Here is an 11,715-nt window from a genome sequence, read left to right on the forward strand (position 1 = left end):
ACAGCTTGTCATGCCCAAACAGGTGATGATTGTAGAAGATAACGAGCTTAACATGAAGCTCTTTCGCGACCTCATCGAGGCGTCCGGTTATACCACGATCCAGACCAGAAACGGCATGGAGGCGCTTGATCTGGCGCGCAAGCATCGCCCCGACCTCATCCTGATGGATATACAGCTTCCCGAGGTCTCCGGCCTCGAAGTCACCAAATGGCTGAAGGAAGACGACGAGCTGCACGTGATTCCCGTCATCGCCGTCACGGCTTTCGCGATGAAGGGCGACGAGGAGCGGATCCGCCAGGGCGGCTGCGAAGCCTATGTTTCCAAGCCGATCTCGGTTCCGAAATTCATCGAGACGATCAAGACCTATCTGGGCGATGCCTGACGCATCGGAAAGACAGCTATGACTGCGCGAATACTGGTGGTTGACGATATTCCGGCCAATGTGAAGCTGCTCGAAGCGCGGCTGCTTGCGGAGTATTTCGACGTGATGACCGCGGCTGACGGCTACACGGCGCTGGCGATCTGCGAGCGCAACCAGGTCGATCTGATCCTGCTCGACATCATGATGCCCGGCATAGACGGCTTCGAGGTCTGCGAGCGGCTGAAGGCCAACCGCAAGACTGCCCATATTCCTGTCGTCATGGTCACGGCACTGGATCAGCCGGCCGATCGCGTCCGCGGTCTGAAGGCCGGTGCCGACGATTTCCTCACCAAGCCGGTCAACGACCTTCAGCTGATCTCACGGGTGAAGAGCCTGCTGCGGCTGAAGACGTTGAGCGATGAACTGCGCATCCGCGCCGACACCGCCCATACGATGGGCATCGACGATCTCATGCGGGCAGGCGAGGGCCGCGCCGACGAGACCGGTCAGATCCTGCTCGTTGACGGCCGCGCCAATTCGCAGGAGCGCATCATTAAGGCGGTGAAGCCCGTCGCCGACGTGCTTGCCCTTTCCGATCCGCAGGCAGCGCTCTTCGAGGCGGCCGAAAGCGCCTTCGATCTCGTCATCGTCAACGCCAATTTCGACGACTACGATCCGCTGCGCCTCTGCTCGCAGCTGCGCTCGCTGGAGCGTACCCGCTTCCTGCCGATCCTGATCATCACCGAGCAGGGCGCGGACGAGATGGTCGTGCGCGCGCTCGATCTCGGCGTCAACGATTACATCATCCGCCCGGTCGATCCCAACGAGCTGGTTGCCCGCAGCCTGACGCAGATCCGTCGCAAGCGCTGCAACGACCGCCTGCGCGCCAGCGTCAAGCAGACGATCGAGCTTGCCGTGACCGATCCGCTGACCGGCCTTTATAACCGGCGTTATCTCGACAATCACCTGAACGTGCTTTTCAACCGTTCGATGGCGCGGGGCCGGCCGCTTTCGGTGCTGATCACCGATATCGATCGCTTCAAGCAGGTAAACGACACCTATGGCCATGACGGCGGCGACGAAGTGCTGCGGGAGTTTGCCAACCGCGTCCGCTCGACCATTCGCGGCGCCGACCTCGCTTGCCGCTACGGCGGGGAGGAATTCGTCGTCGTCATGCCCGATACCTCGCCGGAAATTGCCGCCGCTGTTGCCGAGCGCCTGCGCGCGGCCGTCGAAAACGCGCCCTTCATGCTGAAACACGCGGGGGAGGCGCTGAATGTCACCGCTTCCTTCGGCATCGCTTCGCGCATCGGCTCGGTGCTGACCCCGGATCAGCTGATGAAGCAGGCCGATCTTGCGCTTTACGAGGCCAAGAATACCGGCCGCAATCGCGTCGTCGCCGCGGCCGCCTGACGAATCACCTGTCGCCTTATGTGCCGTTTATGGGTTTTCCACCGTGGTAAGCGGATTGTTACCGATTTTTAATGCTCGCCCGCACAGCGCGGCGTGAAAAATTTGCAATCAAATAGCCCAAAAATGGATTTCCGGCTTTGCTGCGGATGCGCCGCTGCCCGATAGTCTTCAAGGCGTCCGGCCATAGCTAAAAATAAAATGCCGACTATAAAAAATGCCTTCCGCCGATGGGCGGAAATAGAGTGCCGCCGCACCACCTCACGTAGCGGGAGGGGAGGTGTAGGTTATTACGTTATATTGTCGAATTTCTTGGGTGGGTCAGCGCCTAGGCTTCATCCTTAAGCAGAGGCGATAAATCTTTGTATGTACCAAAACTGGACTTTTAACCATAGAATCAAGTCCGCAAAAATCATCATTAAGAATTTGTTGATTTTCTTTCATTTTTGCGCAAATTATCGGCTCATAAGAGAAGCGCTCCCGCTGAGGAGTTGTCGATACCCCATGATGCTCAGGTCCGCCGCATCTCCTGGGTCGTGGGGTCGGTCGGCTAGTAGGCAAGTTATAGCGGTTCCTCGTGCCGTTTTGCATGCTGGCCGACCCCCTTTCAAGAAAACGCCGCCACTTCCCGAAGATGGAAGGGCGGCGTTTTTCTGTTTGCGCTGTCATCGCCAAGAGGGCCAATTCGGGCAATAAAAAACGCGCAACCGAGGGCGCGCGCTTTTTGCGAAATCCGGCAACCAAGTGATTACTTGATCTTAGTTTCCTTGAACTCGACGTGCTTCTTAGCAATCGGGTCGTACTTCGTCTTCGTCATCTTGTCCGTCATCGTACGGCTGTTCTTCGTCGTGACGTAGAAGAAACCGGTGTCGGCTGTCGACAGCAGCTTGATCTTGATTGTTGTAGCCTTGGCCATGGTCGTCCTGCCTTTAAGAAAATGAAAGCCGTGGAAGCCGGATGGGCTCCACGGCAAATCCTGGCGCGAAACTACGAATCCCGCCCGAAAAGTCAAGTCCGTTTTCGAATGAACATCAGTCTGATGCCGGAAAGTAGGGCATAGAGGCCGAAGAACGCGGCAATCGCCCAGGCAAAACCGTTATTTCCGGCGACATCGATCGCCGCACCGATTGCCTGCGGCCCGGCCACGGTTCCCATCGCATAACAGAAGACGAAGGCTGCATTGGCGGCGGCAAGGTCGGAGCCCGTCAGCCGCGAGCCGAGATGGCTGAGGCCGACCGTATAGAGGCCGGAGACGCAGCCGCCCCAGAAAAGCAGGAGTCCGGCCATCAGCAGCCAGTTGTCGACCAGCAGCGGCAGCATCATCGAGCCGACGAAGCCCATCAGCGCCATGCCGGCCAGAAGCGGCCGCTTGTCGGGAATACGGTCGGAAAGCAGGCCGAGCGGGATCTGGAAGATGACGTTGCCGACGCCCATCATGGTGAGCAGAAGTGCGGCCTGCGATTCGGTGAAATGGGCGCGCACGGCAAAGATCGGGAAAAGCGACAGCCCGCCCGCTTCGACCGCGCCGAAGATGAAGACCGCCGCCGTTGCCGTCGGCACCAGGAAAACGTAGCGCATGAAATGCAGCTCCGGTTTTTCCTCGAGCACCGGGCTCTCGTCGCGGGCGATGAAGATCGGAATGGCGGCCAGCAGGATGGCGCCGGCGCCGATCAGGAAGGGGAAGATGCCGTCGCTGCCAAGGATCGAAAACAACAGCGGCCCGGCGGCAAAGCCGAGGGAAAGCACCGTCGCATAGATGCCGAGCACGAAGCCGCGCTTGGACGGCGGCGAGGCGGCATTGATCCAGAATTCGGAAAGGATGAACAGCGTCGTCGTTGCGCCATGAAAGGCGAAACGCAGCGGAAACCACATCCAGAAATCCTGGGCATAATAAAAGCCGAGTGCGCTCAGCGCCGAAATCAGCACCGCCCAGAGCATGGTCGGCGCAACGCCGTATTTATGCGCGAGCCTGGTGGTGATGGGCGCAGCGGCCATCGCGGCGACGCCTGCCATCGCCGTGTTCAGCCCGATCAGGGTGGACGAGATGCCGCGTTTTTCCAGGATGATGCTGAGAAGCGGGAGCCCGAGGCCGATTGCTATGCCAACGGCTGATATCGACGAGATGGCTGCCACCAGAGAAGGCCAATGGATTTCCTCGACATCGCCCGGTGTGCCGTTTCTCGGCTGAGACATTTATCCATCCTTAGAAAGCTGCGCGAGCGAATCGGCCGGTCCCGTCGGACAGATAGACACAAACGTGCCAAATCCGGGTGACGGATGCCGCTTCGCAGTATTTCCGATGTGAGTGACCATCTGCGGAATGTAAAGCCCGTTCGGCCAAGAAATGCTTACCATGTCGGGTTGAGGATCGTCGGCTGCCGCATTTGGGTAGTGGTCGGTGGAGCGCTGGCACTACACGGTAAATATGTCTGGAAGGTGAAAGCGATCAATCCGGGCGTCCGGGGATGTCATAATCGTCCGGACCGTCGCTCTCGCCGCCGAAACCGTGCATGCGCAGCGCCCATTGCAGGCCGATGACGCCGCCCTTGATCGGCTGGATCGAGGCAAGCGCGGTGATGACCGTGATCGGCGCCCAGATGGCAATATGCACCCATACCGGCAGCACGAAGGTCATGTCGGTCAGCATATAGCCGCCGACCACGACGTGGCCGAGAACGAGGATGACGATATAGGGCGGCAGGTCGTCGGCGCGTTGGTGATGCATCGCCTCGCCGCAGGCCGCGCAATGATCGACCGGCTTCAGGAAGGCACGGAAAAGTTTGCCGCTGCCGCAGGCCGGGCAGCGGTTCATCAGCCCACGCAGGATGGAGCGTCCCAGCGGACGCTCGGCCTCGGGTCTGTCGCCATAGCGGACGACCGGTTCGGTCGGTGTGCTCATCGCATATTCCTCTTCAGGCCGCATGGGCTCGTGAATCTCGCCCAATGCCGCTTTCGGACAGCTGGAACATTTCAATGCCGCCCGCGCGGTGGCCTCGTTCCCGGCTTCTTGCGAACCTGGCCCCGGTCGCGGTGGCCGGCTTTGTGGAAGGAGCGCACCGCCGTCGGCATCTCGCGCCCTTCGCTGACCATCTCGAAGCGCAGCGCCCCGGCAAGCGGGATCGCTTCGGCAAGCTTCACGGTGACGTTGTCGCCAAGGCGATAGCCGAGCCCCGTCCGTTCACCGGAGAGCGCCTGATGCGCCTCGTCATAGATGAAATAGTCGCTGCCGAGCGTCGATATGGGGACGAAACCATCGGCACCATACTCCGGCAGGGCGACAAAAAGCCCGGATTTCGTAACGCCCGAGACCCGCCCGGCAAATTCCTCGCCGACGCGGCCGCTCAGATGATGCGCGATCAGCCGGTCGACCGTCTCACGCTCGGCCGCCATGGCCCGGCGCTCGAAGGTCGAAATTTCCGCGGCGATATCGTCGAGGCCTGCCTCTTCCTCTGTCGTGATGCCGCCTTCGCCGAAGCCGAGCGAGCCGACGAGGGCGCGATGCACGATGAGATCGGCGTAACGGCGGATCGGCGAGGTGAAATGCGCGTATTTCATCAGGTTGAGGCCGAAATGGCCGATATTCTCCGGGCCGTAGATCGCCTGGCTCTGCGAGCGCAGCACCATCTCGTTGACCATGGTCTGGTGCGGCGTGCCGTCCGCCTTCGCCAGAATGCCGTTGAAGTTGTTGGCACGCATATTGCCGCCCTTGGCAAGCGGGATGCCGAGCGTCGCCAGGAATTCGCGCAGGATTTCCTGCTTGGCAAGCGTCGGGCCGTCATGGATGCGGTAGATCAGCGGCTGGCGTTTCTTTTCCAGCGTCTCGGCGGCCGAGACGTTCGCCTGGATCATCATCTCTTCGATCAGCTTGTGTGCGTCGAGCCGCGGCGGCACGTAGACCCGGTCGACGGTGCCGTCGGATTTCAGCAGGATCTTGCGCTCCGGCATGTCGAGTTCGAGCGGCTGGCGCCGGTCGCGTCCGCGCTTCATCACCGCATAGGCGTGCCAGAGCGGCTTCAGGATCGGCTCGAGCATCGGTCCGGTCTTATCGTCCGGCGTGCCGTCGATCGCCGCCTGCGCCTGCTGGTAGGAGAGTTTGGCCGCGCTCTTCATCATGACGCGATGAAACGTGTGGCCGATCTTGCGGCCTTCCGCAGAAAAGCTCATGCGCACGGCAAGCGCCGGGCGGTCGACGCCTTCCTTCAGCGAGCAGAGATCGTTGGAAATTCGCTCCGGCAGCATCGGCACGACACGATCCGGGAAATAGACCGAGTTGCCGCGCTTCAGCGCCTCGCGGTCGAGCGGCGACTTCGGGCGGACATACCAGGAGACGTCGGCAATCGCCACGGTGACGATGACGCCGCCGGGATTGTCGGGCGAGGGGTCGAGTTCGGCATAGACGGCGTCGTCATGGTCCTTGGCATCGGCCGGATCGATGGTGATCAGCGGCACGTCGCGCCAGTCCTCGCGATGCGACATCGTCGCGGGTTTTGCATCCTCCGCCTCGGCTGTAACGGCGGGCGGGAAGACATGCGGAATGCCGTGCGCATGGATGGCGATCATCGAGATCGCCTTTTCCGAGCCGACCGAACCGACGACCGAAAGGACCTTGGCGCGCGGCAGGCCGAAGCGGCCGAGACGGGCGACTTCGATCTCGACCAGGTCACCATCTTTGGCGCCGCCGGTGAAGTCGGGATCGATCACCATCTCCTCGCCGCGCCGCTCGATCGGCAGCAGCCGGCCGCCGCCGCCGGGTGCTGCGCGGAAAACGCCCATCGAGGCGCCGCGGCGCCTGTCGATCACCTTGATGATCCGCGCCGTATAGGCCGGTCCGCCGCGATCGACGGCCGGGAAGATCTTCGCCAGAATGCGGTCGCCGAGGCCGGCGACCGGCGCCTTGCCCTTGCCCTGACGGCCTGCGGGCGATTGCTGGCGGATGGCGACGGCGGGTGCGACACCCTGATCCTCAGGCCATTCCGCCGGCCGGCCGATCAGATCGCCGTCCTTGTCGCGCGTGGTGATATCGAGAACGGTGACCGGCGGCAGCGCGCCGGGACGGATCAGCGACTTACGGTTCTTCTGCAGCATGCCTTCCTGCTCGAGCTCCTGCAGCATGTGCTTGAGCTCGACGCGGTTGTCGCCCTTCAGGCCGAAAGCCTTGGCGAGTTCCCGCTTGGAAGCTTTCTGCGGATGATCGGCGATGAAGCGCAGGATCACCTCCCGCGACGGCAGCGCGCCGTGGACGATGTTCAGCGGCTCGACGGCGGGAGCATCCTTGCCGGCACGGCCGATCTTGCCCGGGCGCTTGCCCGCAGGGTTCGTTCTGTCGCGCGGTATTCTGCTCACGTCAGCTCTTTTTCGATTTCGCGGGCGCTTTCGCCTTCGTTGCCTTCGGCTTGGCCGCCGTCTTGGTGGTCTTGGCTTCGGCGGCCGCCGCCTTCGGCTTGGCTTTCGCCTTGCTCGTCTTGCCGGCAGGCGCCTTACCGGCCTTCTCCGTGATCAGCGCAAGCGCCTCCTCGACGGTGATCGCCTGCGGATCCTTGCCCTTCGGCAGGGTGGCGTTGACCTTGCCCCAGTTGACATAAGGTCCGTACTTGCCGTCGCGAACGGTGATCGCGCCGCCGTCGGGATGATCGCCGAGCGTCTTCAGCGCCGCCGGCGTGCCGCGCGAACCACGGCCCGGTGCCTGGTTTGCCTTTTCGGCAATGACGGTCACGGCGCGGTTGAGCCCGACCGAAAACACGTCCTCGATCGTTTCCAGATTGGCATAGGAACCGTCATGCAGCAGAAACGGCCCATAGCGGCCGATGCCCGACGAGATCATCTTGCCGGATTCCGGATGTTTGCCGATATCGCGCGGCAGCGAAATCAGCGCCATCGCCTTTTCGTAGTCGATGTCCTCAGGCTTCCAGCCCTTCGGCAGCGAAGCGCGTTTGGCCTCCTTGCCGTCGCCGCGCTGGATATAGGGGCCGAAGCGGCCGGAGCGCAGCGTCAGTTCCTCGCCGGTCGTCGGATCGGTGCCGAGGTTCTTCGGTTCGTTGAGGGCAGCACCATCCGCTTCTCCGCTGTTTTCGGAGGAGAGCTGGCGGGTATAATTGCATTCCGGATAGTTCGAGCAGCCGACGAAGGCGCCATATTTGCCGAGCTTTAGCGACAGGTTGCCGGTGCCGCAGACCTGGCAGATCCGGGGATCGCTGCCGTCCTCCCGTTTCGGGAAGACCAGCGGCGCCAGCGCCTCGTTCAGCGAATCGAGCACATTGGTGACGCGCAGTTCCTTGGTGTCTTCGATCTGGGCGAAGAAATCCCTCCAGAAATCGCGCAGCACCTGCTTCCAGTTCAGCTCGCCGGCGGAAATCCGGTCGAGCTTCTCCTCGAGATCGGCGGTGAAGTCGTATTCGACATATTTGGTGAAGAAGCTTTCGAGGAAAGCCGTCACCAGCCGGCCCTTGGCCTGCGGGATCAGCTTGCGCTTGTCGATCGTCACATAGTCGCGGTCGCGCAGCGTCGCCAGCGTCGCCGCATAGGTGGAGGGGCGGCCGATGCCGAGCTCTTCCATCTTCTTGATCAGCGAGGCTTCCGAGTAGCGCGGCGGAGGCTCGGTGAAATGCTGGGTCGAATTGATCTTCTGCTTGGCGAGCGTCTCGCGCGCATTGATCTCCGGCAGGCGGCCATCCTCGTCGCCGTCGTCGCTCTGCTCGCCGTCTTCCTTCTGATCGGTATAGGCGGCGATGAAGCCATCGAAGCGGATGACCGAGCCGACGGCGCGCAGCCCGGCCTTCTCGCCCTTGTTGTCGGCGGTGATTTCAGCCGTCGTACGCTCGATTTCGGCCGAGGCCATCTGGCTGGCGATGCCGCGCTTCCAGATCAGGTCGTAGAGCCGGATCTGGTCGGCGTCGAGGAATTGGCGCACGCGGTCGGGTGAGCGGTAGAAATCGGTCGGGCGGATCGCCTCGTGCGCCTCCTGGGCGTTCTTGGCCTTGGTGGAATAGAAGCGCGCCTTTTCGGGCATGTAACGCTCGCCGAACTGGTCGACGATGGCGCTGCGGGCGGCATCGATCGCCTCCGGCGCTATCTGCACGCCGTCGGTTCGCATATAGGTGATGAGACCGACGGTCTCGCCGCCGACATCGACGCCTTCATAAAGCTTCTGGGCGATCTGCATGGTGCGCGAGGCGGAGAAACCGAGATTGGAGGAGGCGGCCTGCTGCAGGGTCGAGGTCGTAAATGGCGGTCCTGGATTGCGCTTGACCGGCTTGGCCTCGACCGTGTCGACGACATAGCTCGCGCCGTCCAGCAAAGCCTTCAGGCGGCCCGCATCCTCGCCGTTGCCGATCGCGCGCGGCTGCAGCCGCTTGCCGTTGGCCGAAACCAGCCTTGCCTCGAACTCGTCGCCGCGCGGCGTCTTCAGAAGTGCCGAGATGTTCCAGTATTCTTCCGAAATGAAGCGCTCGATTTCGGATTCGCGGTCGCAGACCAAGCGAAGCGCCACCGACTGGACGCGGCCGGCCGAGCGTGCGCCGGGCAGCTTGCGCCAGAGGACCGGCGAAAGATTGAAGCCGACGAGATAGTCGAGCGCGCGGCGCGCCAGATAGGCGTCGACCAGCGGCACGTCGATGTCGCGCGGATCGGCCATCGCGTCGAGCACCGCCTTCTTGGTGATCGCGTTGAAGACGACACGCTTGACCGGCTTGCCGTTCAGCACCCGCTTCTTGTTCAGCATATCGAGGACGTGCCAGGAAATCGCTTCGCCTTCGCGATCAGGGTCGGTCGCCAGAAACAGGCCGTCGGACGATTTCACCGCGTCGGCGATGTCCTTCATCCGCTTGGCCGAGGCCCCGTCGACCTCCCAAAGCATTTCAAAATCCTGATCGGGGAGGACCGAGCCATCCTTGGCAGGCAGATCGCGCACATGGCCGAAGGAGGCGAGCACTTTGTATCCCGAACCCAGATACTTGTTGATCGTCTTGGCCTTGGCAGGCGATTCCACCACTACAACATTCATGATGATTCTCTAAAAAAGGAAACGACGCCAGCGTTGAAACCAGCGCAACACACACCGCAACATGGATGCCGGCCCTCCGACATGGACAGGGAAATCGCTGCGGTCAAGGGGTTTGCTACAATTTTACGTCTTCCGGCTGCTGCAAAGCGGCCGGTCCGTATCGCCCAAAGCTCAATCGGAAAGCGAGATGAGACCGCCCTGATGCCGGTGCAGCCTGCCTGCGATGTCGAGTTCCAGCAGGATGAGATAGACCGCCGATGCCGACAGTCCGGTGTGGCGGATAATATCGTCGATCTCCACCGGCGTCGGCCCGAGCGCATCGATGATGCGGTTGCGATCCGTATCGCCGGGCGGCATCGCCATTGCCCCGCCGCCACCTGGCGGCTCCTCCGCCATCGACGACGGGAACAGCTCGAATTGCGCCAGCGGCGCCAAGGCCTCGATGACATCGGCAGGTGCGGTGACGATCGAAGCGCCGTCCTTCAGCAGGCCGTTGGTGCCATGGCAGCGCGGATCGAGCGGTGAGCCGGGTACGGCAAACACCAGCCGGCCGAATTCGCCGGCAAGCCGTGCGGTGATCAGCGATCCCGAGCGCGTTGCCGCTTCGACGACCACGAGGCCGAGCGCGATGCCGGCGATCAGCCGGTTGCGGCGCGGGAAATCGCGGGCGCGGGGCTCCCAGCCGAAAGGCATCTCGCTCACCGCCAGGCCGTTGCCGCCGGTGATCTCCTCGAGCAGGCCGATATTTTCCGGCGGGTAGGGCTGGTCGAGACCGCCGGCAAGGGCCGCGATCGTGCCCGTCTCCAGGCTTGCCCGGTGCGCGGCGGTATCGATGCCGCGCGCGAGACCCGAGACCACGGTATAGCCGGCCCGGCCGCAGTCGCGCGCCACCATCGCCGCGAATTTGGCGCCGGCGATCGAGGCGTTGCGCGAGCCGACGATGCCGACGGCCGGCCGTTTGGCGGCGGCGAGTGTGCCCTTGACGGCCAAGAGCGGCGGCGCGCCGTCGATCTGCTTCAGCGCTTGCGGATAGTCCGGCTCGCCGATGCCGACGAAGCGGGCGCCGAAACGATGCGCCGCCTCCAGTTCCCGATGCGCCTCCGCCTCGCTGGCGATGCGGATTGCCCGCGTCGCGCCGCCGCGCGCCGAAAGCTCCGGCAGTGCCGCAAGCGCTGCCTCGGCCGAACCGAAATGATTGATAAGGTCGCGAAAGGTCGCGGGGCCGATATTGTCGGAACGGATGAGGCGCAGCCAGGCAATTCTTTGCCGTTCGCTCAGCACAGTGCCTTTTGGTCCCGCGCTCAGCGCATCCATTATCCCTTTGCCCCGATCTTGCTTTCGGTCCCGCCCATCAGCCGGGAAATATTCGCCCTGTGCTTCCAATAGGAAATGAGCGTCATGATCGCCATGACGGCTGCAACCTTTTCGTTGCCTAGTATCCACAGCGCAACCGGAATGACAAGCATGGCGACCAGCGCCGACAGCGAGGAGTAGCGGGTGGTGAAGGCGATTGCCAGCCAGACTGCGGCAAAGAGCACGACCATGATCGGCGCGACGCCTAGCAGCGTGCCGATATAGGTGGCGACACCCTTGCCGCCCTTGAAGCCGATCCAGACCGGAAAGACATGACCGATGAAGGCGAAGAAACCGGCGATGATCGCTGCCTCCTCACCGAGGAAATAGCCGACGATCCAGGCTGCGGCCGACGCCTTCAATGCATCGAGCAGCAGCGTCGCCGCCGCGAGCTTGCGGTTTCCGGTTCTGAGCACATTGGTCGCGCCGATATTGCCGGAGCCGATGCTGCGCACGTCGCCGAGCCCGGCGGCGCGCGTCAGGATCAAGCCGAAAGGAATGGAGCCGAAGAGATAGCCGATGACGGCGGCGGCAAGCGCGACCGGCAGCGTGATCTGCCATGACATGAGATTGGATAACATATGCCGCCTCA

At 62.6% G+C, this 11,715-nt stretch carries 9 protein-coding genes; 2 read left to right on the forward strand and 7 right to left on the reverse strand.

What is annotated here, in order from left to right:
* The first annotated feature begins 10 nt into the window (after positions 1–10).
* Together FHX14_RS17620 and FHX14_RS17625 are read left to right on the forward strand one after the other, a co-directional pair.
* Complete coding sequence (locus tag FHX14_RS17620) at positions 11–382, forward strand: response regulator (RefSeq protein WP_003547430.1); 372 nt, start codon at positions 11–13, stop codon at positions 380–382.
* A gap of 18 nt (positions 383–400) precedes the next feature.
* The gene (locus FHX14_RS17625; protein ID WP_003587247.1) at positions 401–1,774 is read left to right on the forward strand and encodes a PleD family two-component system response regulator; all 1,374 of its coding nucleotides are present in this window, start codon (positions 401–403) and stop codon (positions 1,772–1,774) included.
* Positions 1,775–2,519: 745 nt separating this feature from the next.
* On the opposite strand, the gene rpmG is transcribed toward FHX14_RS17625, so the two are convergent.
* The 7 genes from rpmG to plsY form a co-directional block, all read right to left on the reverse strand.
* Positions 2,520–2,687, reverse strand: a complete 168-nt coding sequence (gene rpmG / locus FHX14_RS17630; protein WP_003587245.1) for a 50S ribosomal protein L33 — start codon at positions 2,685–2,687, stop codon at positions 2,520–2,522.
* A gap of 92 nt (positions 2,688–2,779) precedes the next feature.
* Positions 2,780–3,964, reverse strand: coding sequence for an MFS transporter (locus FHX14_RS17635; RefSeq protein WP_054181885.1), 1,185 nt, complete (start codon positions 3,962–3,964; stop codon positions 2,780–2,782).
* A 253-nt stretch (positions 3,965–4,217) separates the two neighbouring features.
* The gene (locus FHX14_RS17640; RefSeq protein WP_184377917.1) at positions 4,218–4,670 is read right to left on the reverse strand and encodes a DUF983 domain-containing protein; all 453 of its coding nucleotides are present in this window, start codon (positions 4,668–4,670) and stop codon (positions 4,218–4,220) included.
* A 71-nt stretch (positions 4,671–4,741) separates the two neighbouring features.
* On the reverse strand, positions 4,742–7,114 hold the full coding sequence (gene rnr / locus FHX14_RS17645; protein WP_184377918.1) for a ribonuclease R: 2,373 nt from the start codon (positions 7,112–7,114) through the stop codon (positions 4,742–4,744).
* A gap of 1 nt (position 7,115) precedes the next feature.
* Positions 7,116–9,770 carry a type I DNA topoisomerase gene (topA, locus tag FHX14_RS17650; protein WP_184377919.1) on the reverse strand — a complete coding sequence of 885 codons (2,655 nt, stop codon included), beginning with the start codon at positions 9,768–9,770 and terminating at the stop codon, positions 7,116–7,118.
* A gap of 171 nt (positions 9,771–9,941) precedes the next feature.
* Positions 9,942–11,084, reverse strand: a complete 1,143-nt coding sequence (dprA, locus tag FHX14_RS17655) for a DNA-processing protein DprA (RefSeq protein ID WP_184377920.1) — start codon at positions 11,082–11,084, stop codon at positions 9,942–9,944.
* Complete coding sequence (plsY, locus tag FHX14_RS17660; RefSeq protein ID WP_184377921.1) at positions 11,084–11,704, reverse strand: glycerol-3-phosphate 1-O-acyltransferase PlsY; 621 nt, start codon at positions 11,702–11,704, stop codon at positions 11,084–11,086. The genes dprA and plsY overlap by 1 nt, the downstream gene beginning before the upstream one ends.
* Positions 11,705–11,715 lie beyond the last annotated feature (11 nt).

The organism is Rhizobium sp. BK619 (assembly GCF_014195245.1).
In the GTDB taxonomy this organism is placed as follows: Bacteria; Pseudomonadota; Alphaproteobacteria; order Rhizobiales; family Rhizobiaceae; genus Rhizobium; species Rhizobium acidisoli.